The 23,517-nt window shown below is 48.5% G+C and carries 29 protein-coding genes; 7 read left to right on the top strand and 22 right to left on the bottom strand.

The window, feature by feature from the left end; genetic code table 11:
* Positions 1–128: 128 nt before the first annotated feature.
* Positions 129–923: an SDR family NAD(P)-dependent oxidoreductase gene (locus IRJ25_RS05340; protein WP_159562440.1), complete on the top strand. Its 795-nt coding sequence runs from the start codon at positions 129–131 to the stop codon at positions 921–923.
* 30 nt (positions 924–953) lie between these two features.
* Here IRJ25_RS05340 and IRJ25_RS05335 read toward each other — a convergent pair whose 3' ends face one another.
* The 7 genes from IRJ25_RS05335 to rnz are packed head-to-tail and all read right to left on the bottom strand — an operon-like array spanning position 954 to position 5,615.
* Positions 954–1,286: a hypothetical protein gene (locus IRJ25_RS05335; RefSeq protein ID WP_196430840.1), complete on the bottom strand. Its 333-nt coding sequence runs from the start codon at positions 1,284–1,286 to the stop codon at positions 954–956.
* Positions 1,287–1,327: 41 nt separating this feature from the next.
* Positions 1,328–1,873: a hypothetical protein gene (locus tag IRJ25_RS05330; protein WP_159562442.1), complete on the bottom strand. Its 546-nt coding sequence runs from the start codon at positions 1,871–1,873 to the stop codon at positions 1,328–1,330.
* Positions 1,846–2,802 carry an ATP-binding cassette domain-containing protein gene (locus IRJ25_RS05325; RefSeq protein WP_269317872.1) on the bottom strand — a complete coding sequence of 319 codons (957 nt, stop codon included), beginning with the start codon at positions 2,800–2,802 and terminating at the stop codon, positions 1,846–1,848. The genes IRJ25_RS05330 and IRJ25_RS05325 overlap by 28 nt, the downstream gene beginning before the upstream one ends.
* Positions 2,780–3,466: a hypothetical protein gene (locus IRJ25_RS05320; protein WP_251131626.1), complete on the bottom strand. Its 687-nt coding sequence runs from the start codon at positions 3,464–3,466 to the stop codon at positions 2,780–2,782. The genes IRJ25_RS05325 and IRJ25_RS05320 overlap by 23 nt, the downstream gene beginning before the upstream one ends.
* Entirely contained in the window at positions 3,417–3,827 is a 411-nt protein-coding gene (locus IRJ25_RS05315; protein ID WP_214781412.1) for a DUF4430 domain-containing protein, read from the bottom strand. Before IRJ25_RS05315 ends, IRJ25_RS05320 begins: the two co-directional genes overlap by 50 nt.
* Positions 3,824–4,708 (bottom strand): hypothetical protein, encoded by an 885-nt coding sequence (locus tag IRJ25_RS05310; RefSeq protein WP_214781414.1) that lies wholly within the window; start codon positions 4,706–4,708, stop codon positions 3,824–3,826. Before IRJ25_RS05310 ends, IRJ25_RS05315 begins: the two co-directional genes overlap by 4 nt.
* A 1-nt stretch (position 4,709) precedes the next feature.
* Positions 4,710–5,615: a ribonuclease Z gene (gene rnz, locus IRJ25_RS05305; protein ID WP_214686918.1), complete on the bottom strand. Its 906-nt coding sequence runs from the start codon at positions 5,613–5,615 to the stop codon at positions 4,710–4,712.
* A gap of 73 nt (positions 5,616–5,688) precedes the next feature.
* Here rnz and IRJ25_RS05300 point away from each other — a divergent pair, with 73 nt between their 5' ends.
* Complete coding sequence (locus tag IRJ25_RS05300; RefSeq protein WP_012726540.1) at positions 5,689–5,862, top strand: hypothetical protein; 174 nt, start codon at positions 5,689–5,691, stop codon at positions 5,860–5,862.
* Positions 5,863–5,907: 45 nt separating this feature from the next.
* Here IRJ25_RS05300 and IRJ25_RS05295 read toward each other — a convergent pair whose 3' ends face one another.
* The gene (locus tag IRJ25_RS05295) at positions 5,908–7,035 is read right to left on the bottom strand and encodes a M20/M25/M40 family metallo-hydrolase (RefSeq protein WP_012726541.1); all 1,128 of its coding nucleotides are present in this window, start codon (positions 7,033–7,035) and stop codon (positions 5,908–5,910) included.
* 182 nt (positions 7,036–7,217) lie between these two features.
* A complete protein-coding gene (locus IRJ25_RS05290) occupies positions 7,218–8,207 on the bottom strand; it encodes an aromatic acid exporter family protein (protein ID WP_031423375.1) in 990 nt (329 codons plus the stop codon).
* Between the two features lie 77 nt (positions 8,208–8,284).
* Between IRJ25_RS05290 and IRJ25_RS05285 the strand changes: the two genes are divergently transcribed.
* Entirely contained in the window at positions 8,285–9,355 is a 1,071-nt protein-coding gene (locus IRJ25_RS05285) for an N-acetylglucosaminidase (RefSeq protein ID WP_251131627.1), read from the top strand.
* Between the two features lie 158 nt (positions 9,356–9,513).
* Positions 9,514–10,278 (top strand): 2,4-dienoyl-CoA reductase, encoded by a 765-nt coding sequence (gene fadH, locus IRJ25_RS05280; RefSeq protein ID WP_214781419.1) that lies wholly within the window; start codon positions 9,514–9,516, stop codon positions 10,276–10,278.
* A 40-nt stretch (positions 10,279–10,318) separates the two neighbouring features.
* Here fadH and IRJ25_RS05275 read toward each other — a convergent pair whose 3' ends face one another.
* The 8 genes from IRJ25_RS05275 to IRJ25_RS05240 all read right to left on the bottom strand — a co-directional run bounded on the left by IRJ25_RS05275 (position 10,319) and on the right by IRJ25_RS05240 (position 16,061).
* A complete protein-coding gene (locus IRJ25_RS05275) occupies positions 10,319–10,894 on the bottom strand; it encodes an HD domain-containing protein (RefSeq protein WP_214781421.1) in 576 nt (191 codons plus the stop codon).
* A 2-nt stretch (positions 10,895–10,896) separates the two neighbouring features.
* On the bottom strand, positions 10,897–11,571 hold the full coding sequence (locus IRJ25_RS05270) for a metal-dependent hydrolase (RefSeq protein WP_214781423.1): 675 nt from the start codon (positions 11,569–11,571) through the stop codon (positions 10,897–10,899).
* Between the two features lie 30 nt (positions 11,572–11,601).
* Entirely contained in the window at positions 11,602–12,324 is a 723-nt protein-coding gene (locus tag IRJ25_RS05265) for an amino acid ABC transporter ATP-binding protein (protein WP_012726547.1), read from the bottom strand.
* Positions 12,321–12,980, bottom strand: coding sequence for an amino acid ABC transporter permease (locus tag IRJ25_RS05260; protein ID WP_012726548.1), 660 nt, complete (start codon positions 12,978–12,980; stop codon positions 12,321–12,323). Before IRJ25_RS05260 ends, IRJ25_RS05265 begins: the two co-directional genes overlap by 4 nt.
* Positions 12,981–13,040: 60 nt before the next feature.
* The gene (locus IRJ25_RS05255) at positions 13,041–13,832 is read right to left on the bottom strand and encodes a transporter substrate-binding domain-containing protein (protein WP_214781425.1); all 792 of its coding nucleotides are present in this window, start codon (positions 13,830–13,832) and stop codon (positions 13,041–13,043) included.
* A 182-nt stretch (positions 13,833–14,014) separates the two neighbouring features.
* On the bottom strand, positions 14,015–14,356 hold the full coding sequence (locus IRJ25_RS05250; RefSeq protein ID WP_074036735.1) for a DUF952 domain-containing protein: 342 nt from the start codon (positions 14,354–14,356) through the stop codon (positions 14,015–14,017).
* 56 nt (positions 14,357–14,412) lie between these two features.
* Positions 14,413–14,841, bottom strand: a complete 429-nt coding sequence (locus tag IRJ25_RS05245; protein WP_012726551.1) for a BrxA/BrxB family bacilliredoxin — start codon at positions 14,839–14,841, stop codon at positions 14,413–14,415.
* A gap of 35 nt (positions 14,842–14,876) precedes the next feature.
* Positions 14,877–16,061 (bottom strand): class I SAM-dependent methyltransferase, encoded by a 1,185-nt coding sequence (locus IRJ25_RS05240; RefSeq protein WP_264092618.1) that lies wholly within the window; start codon positions 16,059–16,061, stop codon positions 14,877–14,879.
* Positions 16,062–16,160: 99 nt separating this feature from the next.
* On the opposite strand from IRJ25_RS05240, the gene IRJ25_RS05235 reads away from it, so the two are divergent.
* The 3 genes from IRJ25_RS05235 (at position 16,161) to IRJ25_RS05225 (ending at position 17,663) form a co-directional block, all read left to right on the top strand.
* Positions 16,161–16,934: a sporulation protein gene (locus tag IRJ25_RS05235; RefSeq protein WP_159562450.1), complete on the top strand. Its 774-nt coding sequence runs from the start codon at positions 16,161–16,163 to the stop codon at positions 16,932–16,934.
* Positions 16,935–17,052: 118 nt separating this feature from the next.
* Positions 17,053–17,427, top strand: coding sequence for a hypothetical protein (locus IRJ25_RS05230; RefSeq protein ID WP_214781428.1), 375 nt, complete (start codon positions 17,053–17,055; stop codon positions 17,425–17,427).
* A gap of 20 nt (positions 17,428–17,447) precedes the next feature.
* A complete protein-coding gene (locus tag IRJ25_RS05225; RefSeq protein ID WP_214781430.1) occupies positions 17,448–17,663 on the top strand; it encodes a hypothetical protein in 216 nt (71 codons plus the stop codon).
* 39 nt (positions 17,664–17,702) lie between these two features.
* Here the strand turns inward: IRJ25_RS05225 and IRJ25_RS05220 are convergent, their stop codons facing one another.
* The 5 genes from IRJ25_RS05220 to buk are packed head-to-tail and all read right to left on the bottom strand — an operon-like array spanning position 17,703 to position 23,516.
* Positions 17,703–19,022 (bottom strand): dihydrolipoamide acetyltransferase family protein, encoded by a 1,320-nt coding sequence (locus IRJ25_RS05220; protein ID WP_269317871.1) that lies wholly within the window; start codon positions 19,020–19,022, stop codon positions 17,703–17,705.
* 12 nt (positions 19,023–19,034) lie between these two features.
* The gene (locus IRJ25_RS05215) at positions 19,035–20,012 is read right to left on the bottom strand and encodes an alpha-ketoacid dehydrogenase subunit beta (protein WP_214781432.1); all 978 of its coding nucleotides are present in this window, start codon (positions 20,010–20,012) and stop codon (positions 19,035–19,037) included.
* Positions 20,012–21,019, bottom strand: a complete 1,008-nt coding sequence (locus IRJ25_RS05210) for a thiamine pyrophosphate-dependent dehydrogenase E1 component subunit alpha (protein WP_370148335.1) — start codon at positions 21,017–21,019, stop codon at positions 20,012–20,014. The genes IRJ25_RS05215 and IRJ25_RS05210 overlap by 1 nt, the downstream gene beginning before the upstream one ends.
* A 12-nt stretch (positions 21,020–21,031) precedes the next feature.
* Entirely contained in the window at positions 21,032–22,441 is a 1,410-nt protein-coding gene (gene lpdA / locus IRJ25_RS05205; protein WP_269317870.1) for a dihydrolipoyl dehydrogenase, read from the bottom strand.
* Positions 22,425–23,516 carry a butyrate kinase gene (gene buk, locus IRJ25_RS05200; protein ID WP_214781436.1) on the bottom strand — a complete coding sequence of 364 codons (1,092 nt, stop codon included), beginning with the start codon at positions 23,514–23,516 and terminating at the stop codon, positions 22,425–22,427. Before buk ends, lpdA begins: the two co-directional genes overlap by 17 nt.
* Position 23,517: the final 1 nt, after the last annotated feature.

Raw genomic sequence — 23,517 nt, 5'->3', positions numbered from 1 at the left:
CTTTGTGAGTCTAATCACATTTTCTTGCTATACTTTAGCATATGTTTCAATGTGCGAACGGAGCAGGATTTTAACAACTCGTGAAGAATTCAGTAACAATGTATGACTTTTCATCAAAGGAGTGGATCATGTTGTCAAAGACAGCTTTAATCACCGGCGCCTCGATGGGCATCGGTCTAGACTTGGCCGTACTCGCCGCTCGCGACGGCTACGACTGTATTTTAGTATCTCGGAACGAACCACGATTGCATGAACTAAAAAAAGTACTTGAGACACGTTATCGCATCAACGTACATGTCTTTGCTCTAGATTTGGCAAAACATGGCGCAGCAGTCCGATTGACGACGATGATTGCCGAAGCTGGCCTCACTGTCGACTTTTTAATTAACAATGCCGGGTTTGGCACGTCCGGCGCGTTCGCCGACCTTGATGCTGAGACGGAAGCCGACGAGGTCCGATTGAACGTCAATACGTTGACCGAACTGACGAAAGCCTATTTGCCTGGCATGCTCGAACGTGACCACGGATATGTGTTGAACGTTGCATCCGTCGCTGCCTTCCAACCTGGTCCATATATGGCCGTCTATTACGCGACGAAAGCCTATGTCCTCTCATTCACTGAAGCGATTCATGCCGAGGTGAAAGGTAGTGGCGTGCATGTGAGTGTGTTATGCCCTGGCCCGACGGATACGAACTTCTTTAATCGTGCCGGGAGTGAATTGTCATTCTCGAAAATGCCATCTCATCTCGTCGCCTTCTTCGGATACAAAGGGGTGATGAATAACAAGCGTGTGGTCATCCCTGGACTCTCTAATCAGTTATTGGTCGGGGTCGCCAAATTGATGCCACGAGCTCTCAGTCTCGAAGTATTACGTCGCGTCCAAAAACCGGCTGATGGAACACCTGCTGAATCGACCACATGAAAAAGGAGCGACCGCATCGGTTCGCTCCTTTTATGGTTCAGAGTGTAAGCGAGAGACGTTCACAAGCCGGTGTAGAAATACACCTGCCGGAATCATAGTCATCAGCGCTGTAGCGATGACGACTCCCCACGCCATGACGGCATCGAGCGTCAGGTCTCCTGACGTGAGCTGGTCCATGATGCTCAGTTGTTCCACGGAAAGCACAATCATGAGTGCTGGCCACACGCTCGCCGCAAGGATGCTGATCATGGCAAAACGGGCTCTCGTGTAACGTTTTGCCAATAGAATCAGGTTTAACAAGATAAACAATAGTCCTACGAGTAGAAACATGCCGACTTCTGTGAGATTGATATATGCACCCATCCGTCGTTCACCTCACTCAAAATGATATGACTATTGTATGTTTACCCGAGCTGACGAAGGAATATGCGCTCGAACAAGGGACGGATTAAAAAGAGGAAAACGACATTCGATAGCCCATGTGCCAAGTCAAACGGGACGCTGAGTAGAAGTAGCTTCCAAAAATCAGCTCCAATCACTTCGAAGAACGCTAGATTGGTCGTCCATCCATATATAAATCCGGACAAAAAACCAAACAGAAGAAAAAGGATGTTCGACTTCATCCATAACGGTCTAAAACTGCTGACGAGCGTTACGATAAGGAGCCAGCCTAAAAATTGATAGAAGACGAACGGTCCGATCCCGAGCAACAGACCTGACAAGATGGGTACGAAGAGCGCAAGGACCGCCGCAGCATTCAATCCAATACATAGTGCCGTCAGCATCAAAATGGCTGTCGTCGGTTGTACGTTCGGAATCGTCATGAAAAGCCAGCGACCGATGACTGCGAGTGCCAAGAGCTGCACGAGCGGTTGAACCGGGAGATCGGATTTCTCAAATCGATACAGGACCAGGATGGCAATCAGAATGGCGAGGACGTATGTGACCATAGCGTACTCCGTTCTTGAAAGAGTGACCGTTCTCCTTCAAAGACCACGCGCCCACTCGCAAGGTAAATCACGTCCGTCGCTTGGTCGACTAACGCCAAATCATGTGTCGCACAAAGCACACGTGCTGATTCGGACTTTTTCAAGAGCGCTTCAAGGAACGCCGTACGTTCCCCATTCGTTAAATCCACCGTCGGTTCATCGAGCAAAAGGACGCTTGCCGAGTCGTTCAGGACGGCTTGTAGTTGAGCGATCCTCCGGTTCGATTCTTGCGGAAACGGACCGTATTCCGTTTCGGCAGGAAGATAAGCAGCTCGCTCCCCCCGCTTCACCCGTCCACGAAGAGGGCGTCTGCTCCTTGCTAAAAGTTCGAGCAACGTCGATTTTCCACTTCCGTTCGTCCCAATACAGACGGTGAGGCCCGGTTCATTCATTTGGACCGTCACTTCTTCAATGGCATAAGTCGCCTGAAGCGGATGACGATAGGATACATCGGTCGCTTCAATTCTTGGTATCGTCTCCGATTGTCGGAAAGTGATTTTCATGTCTTCAGACGATTCTTGCGCCCGTTCCGTATAACCAATCCGAACACCGAGACCGGAAGTACGACGAAGTAGCATCTCTAGATGTTCTCTACGGAATTGATCGAGGTAGCGGAACGGTTCGATAAGTACAATTGCTTCGGGCTGATCTAATAGAGCATAAGCGACTTGTACAATCTGTTGCTCACCGCTTGAACAGGCGTCAAACGCTTTTGGATACAGGGCATCGATTTGTAAGAGTGAGGCGAGTTCCGCCCCCCGAAGCGAATCAACACGGGATAATAAATGACCAACTTTTCCTGAGAATGGTTGATTCATTCTGATGACTCGAGGACGATACCGCTCGATATATGCCTCGAGCGACCCGTCAACGGTAGAAAGCCATTGCATCACGAACACCTCCTTTTGTGACGTATGGATAGATGAGCCATGGGATGATGGTCCACTCGAGTGATACGTAGCCAATCAAGCCAATCATAAAGAGTTGGAGAACATCCTCAAATCGGAAGCGACGCATCGGCTCGACCGCAAATCGTGGCTCATGCCTTTGGCTATTAATGCCAATCTCGATTGCTTCTTGCCAGGCTCCTTTCGGGTGACTTCTGAGCGACTGACGTACCGCTCGTTCCATCGAAGGAATAAGTGCCCACGCCCCGTACAAGAGGGAAGTTGAACGGGGCCATTTATAGAGAAGTGGGAGCAATCGTTCCAATCGAACAATCCGAGAAATCCAAAGCATGCCAAGTAAGAAAGTAGCCAACTTCAATAGCTGACGCCATATGTAAGTGAGCGATAACTCCCATCCGAACAATGCAGGGAAGACCGAGACAACAGCAAACGCAATCAATACGATGAGCATCGTCCATGGAAACCGACGTTCAAGCATGAGCAAAAGGACAAGGCCGATGACAAATACTGTGACATCATAGATATACGTCAGAATGAATAGATGACTAAATAGAAAGAAAAGGAGCGTGACAGGATGTCGCCGCTCCCAATCTGCCTCATTCGAAGAAAGCAATCGCATCTTCTTCAAACCGCCACTGAATGACATCCCTCGATTCTACTTCTTTAGCACCGGCCCCTTCATCTCCGGGCGCGCCATTAAAAGCAAATACCCAGCCTGACGATTGTCCTTCAGATTTTTCTTCGATGCCTTCGATTGCCGTCACGTACGACATGTCTCCGCTTCCTGTCACTTCGAGGTCAAGCCCTGTCGCTTTCAATGCGTCGAGCACGGTCGCATCCTCTTCCAAACAGACGCTCTTCTCTTGATAGAGTGTCTCTTCCGTCGCCGCATTGTATACGGAAATGGTCGGACTTACATCGCACGCCTCTTGTTGGGCTTCTTCTCCGCCACATCCGACAAGAAGTGCGGTCGTTAATAGTGAAATACTCAAATACGGTTTGATCATTCTGTCAAATCCTCTCGTTGATGTATCGAATAATTATATAGTATCGCAAAACGTTCGCCTGAACTTCGTCCTTCCCGTGTCAGTCCGACGAGTTGGATGCTGTTTGCGAGGACTGGTTCGCGCTGGAGCCAGAACTTGACCAGTTCATTGTCCCGATTGATCATGAGCATCGATTCGTTTTCGAACGTGTACATGTCATACAGCCCATCATAGGAAAGTTGTAACACTGGGGCAGAAACGACGTCAGTATATTCATCCCATGAAGGACCTCGTAACGTCGACAGCATGTGGTCGAATTCGACAAGCTTTTCAAAAAAGGCCTGTCCAGATTCTTTACGCAGTTCATCGACTTGTTCATACGAAAGTTGTCCTGAGCCGTATGTTACACGGATCTGTTGGAACGATTCGGCTCGTTCCACCATGAGTAAGTACTCAATGGATTGAACGTTCCCTTCTCGGTCGATCTGTAGTTTCCCACGATCTAATTTAATCGATTCACTATTGATTCGTTGTAACAATTTTTCGGTCATGTCATCAAACGATTCATCCGTGACCGAAACGGCGCCGATTTGTTGCGATTCGGAACGAAACCCGGATTGATCGAATAACGGGACAAAAAGCAAGACAAGAAAAAAGAAGAACCCTAACAGTGCCCCATACCATTTATACCGGCTGTTCTGTTTCGGAAAGAACAAAAAAGACAATAGAAAGCCAATCGGAATGTGAAAACCGCCGATGGGGAAAGACACGATTCCAAGCAGTGAATAAAATAAGAACTTTGGAAAAAAGTTCGCTTCCGACTCTTTTAATTGATTCAATCGAATCCCTAATAGAACGCTGATTACTAAAAAGGCTGCCCATACATAGAGTTGAATGGTCACATCACTCCCCCACTGTATATTCTAAAAAGTCCGTCGCAACGAGACTCGATGGAAAATCCGACACAACTTCTTGAACAAATTCTTCCTCTCGTCCGACATAGCGTGCTGAGATGTGTGTCACAATCAGCTTGCCGACGGCGCACGCATTCGCTAGAGCGGTCGCTTCACGTGTCGTCGAGTGACCATACTTCCGAGCGAGCGCTTGTTCCGCCTCCATAAACGTCGCCTCGTGAACGAGGAGGTCTGCTCCATCCGCCAACTTCTGCGCGTTCTCACACGGGATTGTATCTCCTAAAATCGCTACGATTTTTCCCGGAATCGGTTCAGTGACGTATTCTTTAGAGTCATACCATTTTCCTTCAAATTCAAATCGGTCTGATTCTTTGATGGTTCGATAAATCGGTCCACTTGGAATACCGAGTTCTCTTACAAGATCGACGCGTAGCATGCCCGGTTTTTCTGGACCATCGATTCGGAAACCGAATGAAGGGAACCGATGCTCTAATTTTCGCACAGTGACGAGATGGTCGTCTTGTATGAATGTGTCCCCGTCCGAGTACTCGATCACGGTCAGCTCGTATCCTAGATGTGAGCCTGTGACACGCAAAGTAGCTTCAAGCCATTTTTTCAATCCTTTTGGTCCATAGACGGTCAAGGGGGCGGTTCCATCGAGTGCCGAACGAGTCGATAAGAATCCAGGCAATCCGAATACATGGTCACCATGAAGATGCGTCACCCATACCGCTGTCACTTTTCTCGGTTTGATTTTCGTATAGAGCATTTGGTGTTGCGTGCCCTCGCCACAATCAATCAGCCAGGTCACGTTCGATAAATCGAGAGCTAGCCCTGATACGTTGCGCTGTTTCGAAGGCATCCCCGACCCAGTTCCTAAAAACTGTAACTTCATAAATATTTAATTCCTTTCTTCAAGCCGTTCCATGCTATACTTGACGTAATCGCTGAAAAGGATGTGATTTGTGATGACCAAGGCAGAACAACCCGAATCGATTTATGAGACGATTCGAGAACGCGCAGCTTTGATGAATCGCTTGCACCAACAGGAACAAGGCACCTCTATCCGCATTCACGACATAGCGATCGAACTTCATTGCACAGACGAGTTGATTTTAGAATCACTGGAGTTCGCAGCATAACGAGTACGAACACATACGAAGAGCCGACGAATGGTCGGCTCTTTTTTATTGCTTAGGTGATGCGACTTCTTCAACGATTGTCACGACATATTCGACGAGTTTATACAACTCTTCAAGTGGCATCCGTTCGTTCGTCGTATGAATCTCTTCATAGCCGACCGCCAAGTTGACTGTCGGGATTCCCCCACCGGCGATGACGTTCGCATCCGAACCGCCCCCTGAGTGTAAGATTCGAGTCGGACGTCCGATTGTCTGAGCCGCACGTTTCGCCACCTCAACGACTTCGTCCCCTTCCTCAAACTTGAATCCAGGATACATGATGTCGATGTCCACTTCGGCACGACCACCGAACGACTCAGCGACCTCGATGTACGCTTGTTTCATCGTTTCCGCCTGTTTCTCCATCTTCTCATGGATGAGGGAACGGGCCTCAGCAAGAACCTCGACATAGTCACACACGATGTTTGTCGCGCGGCCCCCTTCGAAACGTCCGATGTTGGCTGTCGTCTCTTCATCGATACGACCGAGCGGCATCTTCGCGATGGCTTTCGCTGCGATTTGAATCGCCGAGATTCCTTTTTCAGGTGCGACACCAGCATGAGCCGTCTTCCCGTAAATCTTCGCGTTCACTTTTGCTTGAGTCGGAGCGGCGACAATGATGTCTCCAACTGGTCCATCCGAATCAAGGGCAAAACCGAACTTCGCATCGATTTTTGATAAATCCAATACTTTCGCACCGACGAGACCTGATTCTTCCCCGACCGTGATCACGAACTGGATTTGACCATGTGGAATTTGTTTTTCTTTCAATACACGCACGAGTTCGATCATCGCAGTGAGGCCGGTCTTGTCGTCTGCTCCGAGAATCGTCGTACCATCCGTGACGACATATCCGTCTTTGATGCTCGTCTTGATTCCTTTACCTGGAGTGACCGTATCCATGTGAGCCGTAAAGTAAATCGGATCAACATTTTCTTTCGTTGCAGGCAACGTGATGATCAAGTTGTTACCAGAGTGTGCCGTCTTCGTTGATGCGTCGTCCTCGTAGACGTCGCAGCCAAGCTCTGTGAATACACCTTTCAAATGTTCACAGATGACCGCTTCTTCCTTCGTTTCTGAATCGATGCCGACCAATCCTAAAAATGTGTCGAGCACGCGTGTCTCGTTTACCATAAACAACATCCCTCCATCCAAACATTTCTTGACCATTATATCAAACTCCCCTGGATTGCACGAATCTTTTCCATTCTGTACAATGATGGCAAACACGTATATGGAGGCAGACCATGAAGAAAAAACAGAAAAGACGACAACGCATCATTCAAATCGGCGTCGTCGTCATCGTCTCAATCTTTTTAATCAGCACGTTTCTCTCGAGCATGACCATGTTCTTTTAAGAGCAAGATGTATCGCTCTTTCAAGATCAAGTAACTTTTTACATCTGATAAAATATTTAATAAGGATGAGCGTACCTCGAATTCCTCACGCGTCGTGGGGAGAGGTACGTTTTTTCGATAATGCTCAATCATCTCTTCTAGCTCCTGTAAAAAGACAGAGGCATCGGCCTGCTCGTTCACATGGTCCCCGACTCGACGTAAAAACGTCGCGACCGGTTTCGCTTCATTGACGACCATCGTGATTTCTCTGGCGTTATCAGCGACTCGTTTGAGAATATCATACTGTCGTTCACGCATTCGGAAATATAGATAGTCCATGTCCTCGTTTCGCTTTCCGATTGAGTTCCCCATACGACGAAGAGCCAAATCTTTCCCCTCTTTCAGATAGTCCCGCGTCTTGATGAGCATCATCGAGTGATTGTTATAGACGCCCGTCTCGACACATGCCGCCACGTCATAAAACAGAACAGCAAGCGAACGGTCGATATTCTCTTTAATCCGTTCAATCTCACGGTCAAGCGTCGGCATATACATGTTGACGACGAGCCCGACACCGACACCGATTGCAATGAGCAATAGCTCATTGATAAATAACTCGAGTGAAAACTGTGCTTCGGTGTAGAGGTGGGTCAAGATGACGACACTTGTAATGAGCCCATCTTGCAGTTTCAATTGTTGTACGAGTGGAATGAAAATGACAAAATAAAGTGTGAGCGTCACCGGTGAATAGCCGAGTAGCGTGAACATCGCCGCACCCATTCCGATGGCGAGAAGACTTGCCATGACTCGTTCATAGGAGGCGCGAATCGATTTTTTACGCGTCTCTTGAATACTTAAAATGGCGATAATGGCTGCAAATACAAAATAATCGAGATGAATTGTTTCGGAAATGAGCATCGCGATACCTGCTGCGACCGCGGTCTTTAACGTCCGCGTTCCAATTTTCATACTAATTTCCCCCTTCTCCATCAAATTGTTGACTAAATCAACTCGTTTGGCAATTCAAAAGTTTGGAAGTGATTTGATTGAAACGAAAGAAAAGACTTAAGGTTTGGCCGATGATTGCGACACTTAGTCTCGCCATCGCAGCCTTTTTATGGATTCAATCTTCCCGTGAAGACACCTATACCGTCGAAACGGTGACGAATGGCGACCGTGTCACGAGGTCGTTCGAATCTCTCGCAGAAGCAAAACGATACATGACGGCCGGTAAGAACCGGACATTGTTCTCCCCCTCTGGAGAAGTACTCGATTTTACAGGTACCGGAGTCGTCGTCACTCCGAGTGATGCTATCACAAACTTATATAAAGATGCATCATTTAAAACACGACAATCCTATGTCGCTGGTGGCACGAGACTTCAACTAATTGAACGCGGAGACGATCATCTTAAAGTACGTATCTCCGGGGCGGATGTGTATGTCAAACCGGATCAAATGGCGTTATTTCCTGAAGCAGTTGTGAAGAGACGTGGATTTTACGAGATTCGAGAAGGTGACGTCTACCATACGGTGGAAGCGAACGCCAATCTCGCCGGTACGTTCCTTGTAGGTCCGACAGAAAAAAACTCGGATGACCGTTTTTACACAGAACGTGTCCAAGACGTCTTCGATTCTCCTTATCAATTTGCATCGATTCGCACGTCATCCCCATATTCGGCTGACGAGTTTGATCAATATTTAAAATCCATCGATTCACCACTCGCTGGGGAAGGCAAGTCCTTTAAACGGGCAGAAGATACGTATAACATCAATGCCTTATTCCTGCTGGCGGTTGCCGGGCATGAGTCCCGATTTGGAACGTCCGATATCGCTCGAGACAAGCGGAACCTATTTGGGTTCCGCGCGACAGATGACGACCCGAGCGGGAATGCGACATCCTTTAAAACAATTGACGCCAGCGTACAAGCTGCTGCTGAATTGTTTGCGACTAAATATGTCACAGGGCCGTACGCTCGTGGCGATTATCCCGGGAACAAGCAGGAAGGCATCAATATCTTCTATGCATCCGATCCATACTGGGGCGAGAAAGTTGCTGGTACAATGTACACGATTGACCGTGAACTCGGTTTGAAGTACTTGAAAAAAATTCAATGAAAAGCAGCCCGGCTTATACGAGTCGGGCTGCTTGACGTCTGTATACGTTTCAGGACGAAGAAATGATTCAACATGAATCAATATCTTATTAGAGGATTTTCGCATCGCAAGACGAATACTATAAATGAACGACCATTCATTTCTGAGGGGGAATTAAGATGAAAACGATTTGGATTACCGGGGGATCGTCCGGCATGGGGAAAGCGATGGCATTAAAATTTAAACAGGAAGGATGGAACGTCGCTATCAGCGGTCGAAACGAGGAACGACTACTAGAAGCGATGAACGAATTGAATTCAATCGACGCGGGTCAGGCGATGAGTGTGCAACATGACGTTCGTGACTATGAAGGATGCGCGAAAGCACTGGCTGACATCGTATCCGCTTATGGACCTGTACACGCACTCGTCAACAATGCTGCCGGGAATTTTGTGTGTCCGACCCTTGATTTATCTCCTAATGGTTGGGCAAGTGTCATCGACATCGTCTTGAACGGGACATTCAACTGCACCCATGTTCTCGGGAAACATTGGGAAGCAGATGAAATCCGTGGCGGCTCCATCATTAATATGGTCGCCTCATATGCATGGCAGGCAGGACCTGGTGTCGCACCGAGTGCGGCAGCGAAAGCAGGCGTCTTGAACTTGACGCGAACGCTCGCAGTTGAATGGGGCTATCAATTCGGCGCTCGCGTCAATGCCATCAGTCCCGGACCGATTGAACGGACCGGCGGTGCTGAAAAGCTCGTATCCCATGTGAAGGAAGTGGAGCGCATTCGCCGTAACGTCCCGCTCGGACGTTTTGGGACACCTGAAGAAATCGCGGACCTCGCTTACTGGATGGCATCAGACGAAATGCGCTATTTGAACGGAGATTGTATTTCATTAGACGGTGGACATTGGCTCAACAAACATCCATTCTAACCTAGAAAAAGGGACGACCGAAATCAATCGGTCGTCCCTTTCATGTATCCATCCCGTCCCATTCTTCATGAAACTGGTTGTAGAACCTTTCCATGAAGACATGACGTGAATGTGCCAAGCGTTTCGCTTCTTTCGTATGCATCATCGACGCTAACTTCAATAACTTATCTTGAAAATGTTGAATCGCACTATCCTCTGACAAATCAAGAGGTGTACCGCGAGAACCCGCGAATTGGAACGTTCGCGCAATACCGATGGCCCCAATCGCATCAAGGCGGTCGGCATCTTGTAGGATTTCACTTTCCCGAGTCGTTGGTGTCATGCCTTTTGAAAAAGAAACCTCATCAATCAACGCTTCCACGAAACTCGCTCGCTCCTCTGTGATGTCAAGAGAAGCCAAATGTTGTTTGACGAGCCCTTTTGGACGACCGAGCTTATGGTCTTCGACGTCATGTAAATAAGCGGCTAGCAGAAGTCCCGTTCGATCGACCGGTTCATTTTCCATCAAGCGCTTTACGAGTCGAACGACCCGCTCGATGTGGGCAATATCATGACCCGTCTGATCATTTGCATGAATCGTTTCGACGAACTTTCTCGTCGCTTGTATCACGTCCACACTCAAATCTCGATCGTCGTATTCGGTTCAATCAAGAGACCTCGACGGTGCAATTGGTCACAAAATGCCTGAGCATCTTGTTTAATCGGCGGGAACGTATCAAAGTGAATCGGAACGACACGTTTCGCTTGTAGCCACTGCGCCGCATCTAATGCGTCTGTCGGTCCCATCGTGAAGTTGTCTCCGATCGGAAGGAAAGCGACATCGATTTCAAAACGTTCTCCGTACATCTTCATATCTGAGAAGAGACTCGTGTCTCCAGCGTGGTAGACCGTCAGTTCGTTCGTCTCGATGATGAATCCGGCAGGCATCCCCATATAGACCGGTGTATCCCCCATGTCAAAGCTCGAACTGTGGAACGCTTGCGTCATCGTGACGCGTCCGAACGGAAAGGCATGACCTCCCCCGATGTTCATCCCGTGAACAGAGAAGCCTTTTTTCTCGTAATACGTTGCGAGTTCATGTGTCGCCACAATCGTCGCACCCGACGATTTCGCAATCAATTCGACATCCTCGATATGATCGAAATGAGCATGTGTGAGCAACAAATAGTCTGGGCGTAGCGTGGATGGATCCACGTCTGTATGCGGGTTGCTCGTCAAAAACGGATCAATCAACACATTTACACCATCAATTTCAAACCCTACCGTCGCATGTCCGTAGTACGTGATGTTCATTTGCTTTCATCCTTCCCATGTGAAATCAGATTACAACACTTTCTCCAAGAAACGTTTCGCCCGGTCTGTTTGCGGGTTTAATAACAGGTCAGCCGGTTTTCCTTCTTCCATCAGGATGCCTTCGTCGAGGAAGAGGACACGGTCTGCCACTTCACGGGCAAAGCCCATCTCGTGTGTGACGACGACCATCGTCATTCCCGTTTCGGCCAATCCTTTCATAACATCAAGTACTTCATTGACCATCTCCGGGTCAAGTGCCGATGTCGGTTCATCGAATAACATGACGTTCGGTTCCATCGCCAAGGCACGCGCAATGGCGACACGTTGTTTTTGTCCACCTGAAAGTTGGCTCGGATAGGCGTCGATTTTCTCAGAGAGGCCGACACGTTCCAGTAATTTCTTCGCACGTTCTAGCGCTTCCGTCTTGCTGACTTTCAAGACGTTGATCGGTGCATACGTCAAATTGTCCAATACGCTCATATGAGGGAACAAGTTGAACTGTTGGAATACCATCCCAATGTTTTGACGCGCCTTCGCGACGTTCGCTCCTTTTTTCGTGAGCTCGAATCCGTCGACACTGACCGTACCGCTCGTTGGAATCTCAAGCATGTTCAAGCAGCGTAGAAATGTCGATTTACCAGACCCGGACGGTCCGATGACAGCAACCACTTCACCACGCTCGATCGTCGTCGTGATTCCTTTTAACACTTCTAAGTCACCAAATTGTTTGTGTAGGTCTTTTACTTCGATCATCTTCCATCACTCTTTCTTAACCGTTTTTCTAGACGTTGTCCAAGATACGTCAAGATCATCACTATCGTAAAGTATATCACACCGGCGAAAAGAAGCGGTTCGAAGTAGATTGCCTTCTGCCCACCGACGATTTGCGCACGACGCATGATATCGAGCACCCCGACCGTCGAGACGAGGGCAGACTCTTTCGTTAATGTGATCATCTCGTTCACAAGAGCAGGCAAGATGTTCTTGAACGCCTGTGGCAAGATGATGGAACGTAACTGTTTGACATACGGGACACCAAGAGCATCCGAAGCCTCCCACTGTCCTTTATCTACTGCTTGGATACCCGCTCGAATAATCTCTGAAATATACGCCCCCGAGTTGAGCGAGAAGGCGATGACCGCTGACTGGTACGGTGTCGTGATATATCCCGTCAGTTGCGGCAATCCGAAGTGGATGATGGCGAGTTGCAAAATGAGTGGTGTCCCACGGAACACCGCCGTATAAGCATGTCCGATAAAGTTAATCAGACGATTTGGGACAATTTTTAATGTAGCGACAACAATCCCAAGTGAGATCCCAATCAATGCCGAGACGATCACCACTTGGAACATGACTGGAATCCCCTCAAGTATATAAGGGATCGAATCATAAATCCGGCTAAAATCCATAGTGAGTTCCTCCTAAAAAAGGGCTGACCGATTCATCTTCAGTCAGCCTCGTACGAATCATTATTCGGCTGGCGCAGCCTCTTCTTCAAACCACTTCTGTGCTAACTCTTCGATTTCTCCACTGTCGATCATCTTCTTCAATTCTTCATTGAATTGATCGCGGAGATCATCATCTTTACGGAAGGCAGCAGCAGAACCTGCTTCTTCTTCGTCCACAATTTCAAATGTCGTCAATTCACTATCTTGCTCGAGGTATTTTTTCGCTACCGTATCTTCGATGACCATCGCGTCAATACGTCCTGTCTTGATTTCTTGAATGATCTCAGGAATCTTGTTCAATGAAACAATCTCAGCATCTGTGATTTGATCTTGTGCAATCCCTTCTTGAATCGAACCGAGCTGGACTCCGATCTTTTTCCCTTTCAAGTCTTCAAGTGATTGAAGCGAATCATCTTTTGACAAGATCAAGTTCACCGCTGTGAAATAAATATCTGAGAAATCGGCATTTTCTTTACGCTCTTCTGTCGGAGTCATCCCCGCCATGACGAAGTCGACTCGACCTGCATTGAGGGCTCCAAGTAAGCTTCCGAAATCCATATCTTCAATTTTCAATTCATATCCCATGTTCTCTGCCACTTTTTTGGCGATATCGATATCAAATCCGACAATCTCGTCACCATTCGCTGTATCGACGAACTCATATGGGAAGTAATCGGCACTTGTACCCATGACGATGACTTTGTCATCCTCACCATCGGTCGATGTCGATCCTCCTTCGTTCACGTCTGCCCCACACGCGACTGAGAACGCGGCCAGTCCTGCTAAACATAATGCTAGAAAACCTTTTTTCATCTTCATCTCCCTTTCGTAGTTGAATGATAATTATCAGAACTTTTAAAAAAATTATGACATATGTGTGAACGTAGCTCAACTGTTCTATGACACATCAGTTGTCCGACTTGTGTCTTCAACCACTATATACACATAATTATTACTTGTAAAGTATATTCATGCAAATTATACAAAAAAGAAGGTCACATTCGCTCGAAAGCGAAATATGTGACCGTTCCATTGTCGCGTGACCCATACGGTTGCACCTGTTTGACCGAAGTCATCGGGATGGCACTATACACATGTGGATAACGTTCTCCATCCTCATCCAACTCATAATGTAGCAGCTGACCAAGTCGGTTGACGTGTAACGATACGAGAACGACTGCTTCACCCGAATACGACTTTTTGACGACCTTTCCAATCTGTTGCGGCGTACAACATTTAATCGTCCCTTCCGATTGAAGTGACGGCTCATTGATCTCACCGCGTGACAGGGCAATCATATACTCTGCCTCCGTCATGATTTTGATGACTGGTTCCATATACCCTGCCCCTTTTCACAAAAGCGCAAAGGCAGTGCCTTTGCGCCGATGCTTGATTATGCGAAGTAGATGTCGAACAATGTTTGCAATTGGTCGACGAGCTCTTCAGCAGTCGATGACTCGATTTCACTACGCTCTACCATCGTCACGATGTTGCCATCTTCAAGAAGTGCGATTGACGGTGAAGACGGTGCATATCCTTCAAAATACTCACGTGCACGATCTGTCGCTTCACGGTCTTGACCAGCAAACACGGTCACGAAATGGTCAGGCTTCACACCTTCCATCTTGTTGACGTATGCGGCAGCTGGACGAGCAATCCCGCCTGCACACCCACAAACCGAGTTGACGAGGACGAGTGTCTTCCCTTCTTTTTTCAGTGCTCCGTCTACTTCTTCCGGTGTCGTGAGCTCTGTGTATCCTGCAGCACGTACTTCGTTACGCGCTTGTTCGACTACATCTTGAAAATATAATTGAAAATCCATGTTGTTTCCCCTTTCGACATTTCGTCTGTACTCCCTTATTTTACGTCTTGTTCTACCTTGAGGACAAGTCTATCGCTCAATTCACGTTCTAAGAACGGGTCTGCCCCTAACATCTGTTTGAAAGCAAGGTAACGTGCCTTCGTCTCTGCGCTCGCCTGACGGTTCGTCAAGTAGGCACGAATCATGATATTTTTCGGCGTATGCTCAAGGTCGATGAATTCGAGCAGCTGGGCATCATACCCGACAAGTCCAAGCAGTTCAGCCCGAATGGAATCGGTCGCGAGTGAGGCGAACCGTTCTTTGATCAAGCCATGTTGGAGCATCACGTCTAAATTCGACGCTTGAATTTGACGATTCAATTCCTTTTGACAACACGGAACGCTCAAGATGACTTTCGCGCCCCAGCGGACGGCACGTGCCAACGCCATGTCTGTCGCCACATCACATGCATGAAGGGTCACGACCATATCAACAGCTGTTTCCCCTTCATATTCATTAATGTCCCCGACTAAAAATTCGAGCCGTTCATATCCTAAGTCTTTCGCAATCGATGCACACTCTTCAATGACCTCTTTCTTCAAATCGAGCCCTGTGATATGGACGTCATATCCTTTCATCTCATGAAGGAAATGATAGAGCGCGAACGTCAAATACGACTTCCCTGACCCGAAATCCAAGATTCGAACGGTACGGTCTGCCGGCAAGTATTTCAGTGAATCCTCAATGAACTCGAGGAAACGATTGATCTGTTTGAACTTGTCATACTTTTGACGCTTCACTTTTCCGTCCGTTGACTGAATGCCGAGTCGAATGAGAAACGGAACTGGCTCGTCGAGTGGAAGCACGTACTGTTTTTCCCGATTGTGGCTCAGTTGAACTTCTTTTTGAGCCGTCTGCTTTTCTTTCAATGTCACTTTGAACTTTTTCGATAATTGGAACTGGAGGTCGGAATCTTTTAACTGAAACTGTCCTTGTCGGAATGTTTCGAGAAGCTCATTCACTTCTGTGACGGCCTCATCTGGTGTCAAGTTTTTATGGTTCATCACCCGCTCATACTGATACTCGAACTGGATATGATACGCATTTCGTAGCATGACCGGTTTCAATTTGACACGTCTGAGATCGCTAGATTTTTGACGGGGTTGACTGATGGTCGCCGACACGAGATGATTTGATTGTAAGACGTCTGCGAGACGCTCTTGTAACGCTTTATATTCCACTGGATTCAATCCTTTTTTAGAAATTTTGAAACATATCGTTTCACCTGTCCGTACATACTATTACACGAAGACGACGTTACGTCAAAGGAGGATACACATATGTTTAAAAAGATTTTATCATCAATCGGAATCGGTGCCGCAAAAGTCGACACACGCTTGAATGAGAGCCACTGTTCACCCGGTGGAGAACTCACTGGAGTCGTCCATATCGAAGGCGGTTCGGTCGAACAATCCGTCGACAGCATCTATCTCTTCTTCAATACGTTGTATAAACATGAGGTGAACGATAAGTCGACATACTCGACGTTCACGATTGAAAAAATCTTATTGAATGAAGCACCGTTTATGATTGGTCCCGGAGAAGTGAAAGAAATTCCGTTCACAGTCAACGTCCCGTTCAATACGCCACTCTCTGTGAGTCAATCGAAATCATGGATTGAAACGGGCCTTGATATCGCCCAAGCCGTCGATCCAAAAGATGAAGATGCGATCACCGTACAACCGAATGCAGTTCAACAAGTCATATTAGATGCGATGGACGAGCTCGGATTCCGTTTGAAGAAAGCCGACACGGAGATGCTCCCGGCACGTCATCGTTCGGGACGTCTTCCGATTGCCCAAGAACTCGAGTATTCAGCGAACGGTTCGCGATTCGGTCGCCAGTTAGACGAGGTAGAAGTTGTGATTCTACAAGACGAGGATGCCATCGAATTGCTCATTCAAGTCGACCGCAGTGTCCACGACCTCGGAAGTCTCTTTGCTGACTTGACGGGAACAGACGAGTCGACTCATCGTGTACGCTATGACGCCGCACGTTTATCAGTAGCTGAAGTTCGTCGCGACATCGAATCGATGATTGAACAATCGATTTAAGGAAATCACCGACACGCCATTTCTATGAATGGCGTGTTTTTCTGAGGTATTGAATTTAAGCATCCATTTTTTTACAATGAACATATGGAATCAACCCTTTTCTGGAGGTGACTACATCTTGTTTGCTTTAGTAATGATTGGGAGTCTTGGTCTTGCAACGCTTGCCTTACCGATTCTAGAGACCAGTCTTTCTGAGTCACTCGCCTATTTCACCCTTGGTGGAATCGAAGTGCTGATTGGTTTGATTGCCATATATCTCATGCGCAATCCGTCGACAAACGCCTTATCCTTCATGAAGTTCATGCCATATCTTGTAATATTGATTCATTTCCCTACCTCACTCCTTTTGCTTTGGATTTCTTCGGTCAGACATGATGGGGTTTCTGCATTTTCATTAAACTATATTTTTATATACTGGATGTTCCTTCTCGTGTTCGTCGTAGTCAGCAGATTGACGTACCGTGTCCATCAACGACGATTCGAAGGTGCATGATTAGAAAGGATGATTCTACATTGGATCTACTTCAAGTTCTTTACGACCGAGCAATTCCACTCACACTATTCACGACGCTCGGCCTATTCAGTCTCATGTTTGCGTTCGCACTATATAAATCCAAACCACGACTCTCCAAAGGACTCGTCAGAATGGGCATGTCTTTCTCATTCCTTCTCTTACTGATCTCAGCCGTAAGCTTCGTTTTCACGGTATTCGTTGGCTATAACTCATAAGAAATGGAGGCACCCTACTGGGGCGCCTCCATTTTTTAATCAATATACGGTATATGTGTTCGAGTCAATCGACTCGAGTGAGTGCTTGATCGCTTGTAAGAACTGACCTGCGACGAGACCGTCAAGGACACGATGGTCGACAGACATACAAAGGTTGACCATATCGCGTGCCGCGAACATCCCGTTCATCCAGACCGGACGCTTCACAATCGACTCGACCGATAGGATTGCCGCTTGTGGGTAATTCAAGATTGGCGCTGATTGGATCGAACCAAACGCACCTGTGTTGTTGATGGTGAATGTCCCACCACGCATTTCTTCAGCCTTCAAGCGGTTCTCACGCGCTCGCGTTGCCACGTCTTGAAGGGAAACGGCTAGTCCTTTAATATTCTTCTCATCCGCTTGGCGAATGACCGGAACGTATAGGGCGTCGTTTGCCGCGACGGCTACCGAGAGATGGATGTCTTGGTGAACTTTGATGTGATCGCCTGCCCACTCCGAATTCATCATCGGATACTTCTTCAATGCTTCGATGGCTGCCTTCATGAAGAATGGCATGAACGTCAATTTGACGCCTTCCCGTTTCATGAACTCATCTTTTAACTTTGCACGGGCTTCGACGAGGTTCGTCACATCCACTTCAATCATGAGCCATGCGTGTGGCGCCTCATGCTTCGAGCGGACCATATTGTTCGCAATCGCTTGACGTACCCCGGCTGTCGGAATCGATTCATAACGGCCAGATGAAGTCGATGATGATGCGACCGGTTGTGACGGTTCAACGACAGGACGTGGTGCCTCAGTCGGAACGTCCAACTTCGTCTGTACCATCGTCTCTTGGACAGGCGCTTGTGTCGCTTTCTCAGAAGTCGATGCCGGACGTCCTTCTGATAAGTAACGAAGAATATCTTTCCGCGTGATCCGACCGCCTAGACCGCTTCCGCTCAGTTCATTCAAATCGATATCGTTCTCATTGGCGAGTCGGATGACGGCAGGAGAGTATCGACCGTTTCCACTTTGTTTTTTCGGTGCAGTGGCGACAGCTTGCTTAGAGACGGATTCTGCAGGTGCCGTTTCTGCAATCGGTTCTGTCTTCGTCTCAACTGCAGCTTCCTCCGCGCTCTCGACTTCCATCGTCAATACCGGTGTCCCGACGCTGACGGTCTCCCCTTCTGGAATGAGAAACTCTTTGACGACTCCTGCGCTAGTCGCCGGAATCTCTGCCGTCACTTTGTCCGTCATGACTTCCGCGAGTGGTTCATATTCTTCCACACGGTCTCCCGGTTTGACGAGATAGGTCGTGATTGTTCCTTCTGTCACACTCTCCCCAAGTTGGGGCATAGTAATCGTTTGTTCCATGGAGATGCCTCCTTAAAACGCCGCGAGCTGACGCGCCCGCTCGGCAATTTTTTCTGGGGATACGATAAAGAATTTTTCCATCGGTGGTGCATACGGCATTGCCGGCACATCGGGGCCAGCCAAACGCTCAATCGGCGCATCGAGTTCGAAGAGCGCCTTCTCCGCGATAATCGCCGCCACTTCTCCGATGATGCTTCCTTCTTTGTTGTCCTCTGTCACGAGTAGCACTTTACCTGTCTTCTTGACCGATTCGATGATCGCTTCTTGGTCGAGCGGGTAGACGGTACGAAGATCGAGGATGTGCGTGCTGACCCCTTCTTCTTCGAGCGTTTTCGCAGCCTCTTGTGCCATATGCACGCAAAGACCGTACGTGATGATCGTGATATCGTCACCTTCCCGTTTAACCGCAGCCTTACCGATTTCAACCGTATATTCGTCCGTCGGCAAGTCTGCCTTCAAAAGACGATAGGCGCGCTTATGTTCAAAGAAAAGAACAGGGTCGTTCGAACGGATTGCTGCTTTCAACAACCCCTTCGCATCGACTGGGTCTGATGGAATGACGACTTTCAGACCTGGCGTCGAACTGAACATCGCCTCGACCGATTGCGAGTGATAGAGTGCCCCGTGAATGCCCCCACCGAAAGGAGCTCGGATGACCATCGGACACGTCCAATCGTTGTTTGAACGGTACCGAATTTTTGCCGCTTCTGAAACGATTTGGTTCACTGCTGGCATGATAAAGTCTGCGAATTGCATTTCTGCGATCGGTCGCATGCCGTACATGGCAGCTCCGACCCCGACTCCGGCAATCGCACTCTCAGCGAGCGGTGCGTCGATGACACGATCCTCTCCATACTTTTCAATCAATCCCTGAGTGGCTCGGAATACACCACCACGAACGCCGACGTCTTCCCCGACGACGAAGACGTTTTCGTCGCGCTCCATTTCTTCATGAATCGCTTCATTGATCGCTTCGATAAACGTTTTCATCATTTTTCCTCCTCATAGACGTAATCTAGTGCAGATTCAGGCGATGCATACGGTGCTTTGTCCGCATATGTCGTCGCTTCATTCACTTCAGCATCGATTTGTGCATCGATTTCAGCAAGTGTATCCGCCGTTGCGATTCCGTCGTTCACAAGTCGTTGACGGAACAATTGAATACCATCCCGCTCTTTTAACCCAGCCAATTCTTCAGCTGAACGGTACGCTTTGTCATCGTCATCCGATGAGTGTGGCACGAGACGTTCAACTTCTGCTTCGATTAATGTCGGTCCTTCTCCGCGAAGTGCACGTTCACGCGCTTCCTTCACGACCGCATAGACGGCGATCGGGTCTGTCCCGTCGACTGTCACACCTGGCATGCCGTAACCTTTTGCACGGTCTGATACGCGCTCACATGCCAACTGTTTCGTAAGCGGAACCGAAATCGCATACTTGTTGTTCTCACAGAACAAGATGACCGGCAACTTGTGGACACCTGCAAAGTTTGCGCCTTCATGGAAGTCTCCTTGGTTCGAAGACCCTTCTCCGAACGAAACGAACGTGACGAGTTCTTCTTTTTTCATCTTCGCCGCAAGTGCGATCCCGACTGCATGAGGGACTTGTGTCGTGACCGGAGACGAACCCGTTACGATGCGATGCTCTTTCGAACCGAAGTGACCAGGCATCTGACGACCACCTGAGTTTGGATCTTCCGCTTTCGCGAATGCCGATAACATTAAATCTCTTGATGTTTGACCGAAGTGAAGGACGACCGCCACATCACGATAGTAAGGCAAGACGTAGTCGATTCCTTTCTCGAGTGCGAACGCCGCACCGACTTGCGCCGCTTCTTGTCCTTGACATGAGACGACGAATGGGATTTTCCCGGCGCGGTTCAACTTCCACATCCGTTCATCGATTTTGCGGGCACGTACCATCGTTTCGTACATCGCCAATAAATCTTGTTTCGTTAAACCAAGCTCTTCATATGAGTTTACAGTCATCTGTTCCATCCTTGTTCCTCCTTAGGCGTGAATCGGTAATCCATCGACGGCAAGAGCCGCTTCTTGGAAGGCTTCGCTCAGTGCAGGATGCGGGTGCACAAGTTGTCCCATCTCCCAAGCCGTCGCGTTCAAGACGAGCGCGAGTCCACCTTCTGTGATGAGTTCGGTCGCTTTCGGTCCGACGATATGAACACCGAGAAGGTCGTCTGTTTCTTTGTCCGAAACGAGTTTGACGAATCCGTCGGCTTGTCCTTCAATCCGCGCTTTCCCGAGTCCGTTGAATCGATACGTCCCCGTCTTCACATCATGTCCGGCATCTTTTGCCGCTTCTTCTGTCAAGCCGACCGAAGCGACTTCAGGGACACTGTATACACAGCGTGGAATGAGCGCATAATCGAGCGGTGTCGGCTCAAGACCAAGAATCGTCTCGACCGCTTTCACACCTTCTGCCGACGCGACGTGGGCGAGTTGTAACTTCCCGATGCAATCCCCGATTGCGAAGATATGACGTTCTTTCGTCCGATACTGACTATCGACTTGAATGATGCCGTTCTCTACGACGATAGAAGTGTTTTGAAGTCCTAAGTCTTCCGTGTTGGCAACTCGGCCAACCGAGACGAGGACACAGTCTACTTGTAACATCTCTTCCCCGACAGCAATCTCCACTGCATTTTCGTGAATCAATGTTCGTTCAGCGTCGACCGTCACGCTCTTCTTCACACGGACGCCACGCTTCTTCAATAGACGCTCCACTTCACGGGAGACTGCCTTGTCCTCGAGTGGGAGTAATCGATCGCCTACTTCGATCAACGTCACGTTCACATCTAAATCGACGAGCATGGAGGCCCATTCCACTCCGATGACCCCGCCACCGACAATCGCAATCGATTCAGGAAGCGTTTCAAAATTGAGGAGGTCGTCTGAATTCAAAATCCGCTTGTGATCGAACGGCAATCCAGGAAGTTCACGAGGAATCGACCCTGTCGCGATAATCAATTGATTCGGCAAGATCAGTTCTGATTCACCGCTTTCATCCTCAACGGATACAGTCCCTGGTTGAGGTGAGAAGATGCTTGGTCCAAGGATCGAGGCTTTTCCGCGAAACACTTCGATTTTCCCTTGTTTCATCAAATGCTCGATTCCCTTTTCAAGACCAGCCACAAGATCACGTTTATACGTTTGAGCGCGTTCCATATTGAACGTCACATCTCCCGTCTCCACGCCATACGTCGCACTTTGCTTCGCCGTTTGATAAACATGTGCAGCTTTTAAAAGTGCCTTCGTCGGGATGCAACCTCTATGTAAGCAGGTGCCGCCTAACTTTCTCGCCTCGACGATTGCGACAGATTTCCCTGCCTGGGCCGCCTTGATTGCAGCCACATATCCTCCTGGTCCTCCACCGATGACGACAACATCAAATTCTCGTGCCATGTGTATCCCCCTCATAAACTCGTGCGGTCTCTTCCTTCTCGATGACGCGAAGTGCACCTTCAGCCAACGCTTTAAGCTCATCTTCACCCGGATATACGTGTACCGGCGCGAGATAAGTGACACGCTCCTTGATTTTTTCAGTCAGCCACTCGGAATATGCAATCCCGCCCGTCAGTAAGATGGCATCCACACGACCGCATAATGTCGCGCCGTGTTTTGAAATCTCTTGAGCGACACGATAAGCCATCGTCTCATACAACAGTCTCGCCTCATCATCACCTGATTCCACCCGCTGCTCGATTTCAATGGCATCGAACGTACCGAGATGAGCAAATAGGCCGCCCTGACCGACAATTTTCTTTTTCATTTCCGATTCTTTATACCTGGTACTATAACATAGTTCTATTACCTGTCCAACAGGAATCGAACCTGCCCGCTCCGGCGCGAGCGGTCCATCTCCGTCGAGACCATTATTCACGTCGATGACTCGACCTGCCGCATGGGCACCGACTGTGATTCCCCCACCAAGATGCGCAACGATAAGATTCATCTCATTGTAATCGCTTCCATTTTCAGCCGCGAATCGTTTCGCGACAGCCTTTTGATTGAGGGCATGGAAAATGCTACGACGATTGATTTCTGGCATGCCGGTCTTTCGGGCCAACTCGTCCATCTCATCGACGACGACCGGATCCACTATGAAACTAGGAATCCCTTCAGCCCCACCGATTTTCGAAGCGATCAGACCACCGAGATTCGATGCATGCATCCCGAAACGTCCGCTCGTCAAATCTTCACGCATGAGTTCATTGACCGTATACGTTCCAGACGTCATCGGTGCAAGCAAGCCACCACGACCGACGATCGCGGTCAAATCATTGACCGCGATGCCCGTCTCTTCTAACAAGGCGCGTACTTCTTGCTCACGATGAGGCAACTGCTCTGGAAGTGTGAGACCCGTCACATCGATTGAATGTCGGACCGTACGTGTCATCACTTCTTCCTTCCCATCAAACAATCCAACTTTCGTCGAGGTCGACCCTGGGTTGATTGCAAGAATTAGCCGTTTTGTCATC

The organism is Exiguobacterium sp. KJ 601 (assembly GCF_027161185.1).
Taxonomy (GTDB): domain Bacteria; phylum Bacillota; class Bacilli; order Exiguobacteriales; family Exiguobacteriaceae; genus Exiguobacterium; species Exiguobacterium profundum.
This window is presented reverse-complemented; position numbering and strand designations above follow the sequence as displayed.

Coding starts and splice junctions, on each gene's coding strand:
- IRJ25_RS05340 (WP_159562440.1), top strand. CDS start 129: ATGTTGTCAAAGACAGCTTTAATCACCGGCGCCTCGATGGGCATCGGT.
- IRJ25_RS05335 (WP_196430840.1), bottom strand. CDS start 1,286: ATGGGTGCATATATCAATCTCACAGAAGTCGGCATGTTTCTACTCGTA.
- IRJ25_RS05330 (WP_159562442.1), bottom strand. CDS start 1,873: ATGGTCACATACGTCCTCGCCATTCTGATTGCCATCCTGGTCCTGTAT.
- IRJ25_RS05325 (WP_269317872.1), bottom strand. CDS start 2,802: ATGCAATGGCTTTCTACCGTTGACGGGTCGCTCGAGGCATATATCGAG.
- IRJ25_RS05320 (WP_251131626.1), bottom strand. CDS start 3,466: ATGTCATTCAGTGGCGGTTTGAAGAAGATGCGATTGCTTTCTTCGAAT.
- IRJ25_RS05315 (WP_214781412.1), bottom strand. CDS start 3,827: ATGATCAAACCGTATTTGAGTATTTCACTATTAACGACCGCACTTCTT.
- rnz (WP_214686918.1), bottom strand. CDS start 5,615: ATGAAGTTACAGTTTTTAGGAACTGGGTCGGGGATGCCTTCGAAACAG.
- IRJ25_RS05300 (WP_012726540.1), top strand. CDS start 5,689: ATGACCAAGGCAGAACAACCCGAATCGATTTATGAGACGATTCGAGAA.
- IRJ25_RS05295 (WP_012726541.1), bottom strand. CDS start 7,035: ATGGTAAACGAGACACGCGTGCTCGACACATTTTTAGGATTGGTCGGC.
- IRJ25_RS05290 (WP_031423375.1), bottom strand. CDS start 8,207: ATGAAAATTGGAACGCGGACGTTAAAGACCGCGGTCGCAGCAGGTATC.
- fadH (WP_214781419.1), top strand. CDS start 9,514: ATGAAAACGATTTGGATTACCGGGGGATCGTCCGGCATGGGGAAAGCG.
- IRJ25_RS05270 (WP_214781423.1), bottom strand. CDS start 11,571: ATGAACATCACGTACTACGGACATGCGACGGTAGGGTTTGAAATTGAT.
- IRJ25_RS05265 (WP_012726547.1), bottom strand. CDS start 12,324: ATGATCGAAGTAAAAGACCTACACAAACAATTTGGTGACTTAGAAGTG.
- IRJ25_RS05260 (WP_012726548.1), bottom strand. CDS start 12,980: ATGGATTTTAGCCGGATTTATGATTCGATCCCTTATATACTTGAGGGG.
- IRJ25_RS05255 (WP_214781425.1), bottom strand. CDS start 13,832: ATGAAAAAAGGTTTTCTAGCATTATGTTTAGCAGGACTGGCCGCGTTC.
- IRJ25_RS05250 (WP_074036735.1), bottom strand. CDS start 14,356: ATGGAACCAGTCATCAAAATCATGACGGAGGCAGAGTATATGATTGCC.
- IRJ25_RS05245 (WP_012726551.1), bottom strand. CDS start 14,841: ATGGATTTTCAATTATATTTTCAAGATGTAGTCGAACAAGCGCGTAAC.
- IRJ25_RS05235 (WP_159562450.1), top strand. CDS start 16,161: ATGTTTAAAAAGATTTTATCATCAATCGGAATCGGTGCCGCAAAAGTC.
- IRJ25_RS05220 (WP_269317871.1), bottom strand. CDS start 19,022: ATGGAACAAACGATTACTATGCCCCAACTTGGGGAGAGTGTGACAGAA.
- IRJ25_RS05215 (WP_214781432.1), bottom strand. CDS start 20,012: ATGAAAACGTTTATCGAAGCGATCAATGAAGCGATTCATGAAGAAATG.
- IRJ25_RS05210 (WP_370148335.1), bottom strand. CDS start 21,019: ATGGAACAGATGACTGTAAACTCATATGAAGAGCTTGGTTTAACGAAA.
- lpdA (WP_269317870.1), bottom strand. CDS start 22,441: ATGGCACGAGAATTTGATGTTGTCGTCATCGGTGGAGGACCAGGAGGA.
- buk (WP_214781436.1), bottom strand. CDS start 23,516: ATGACAAAACGGCTAATTCTTGCAATCAACCCAGGGTCGACCTCGACG.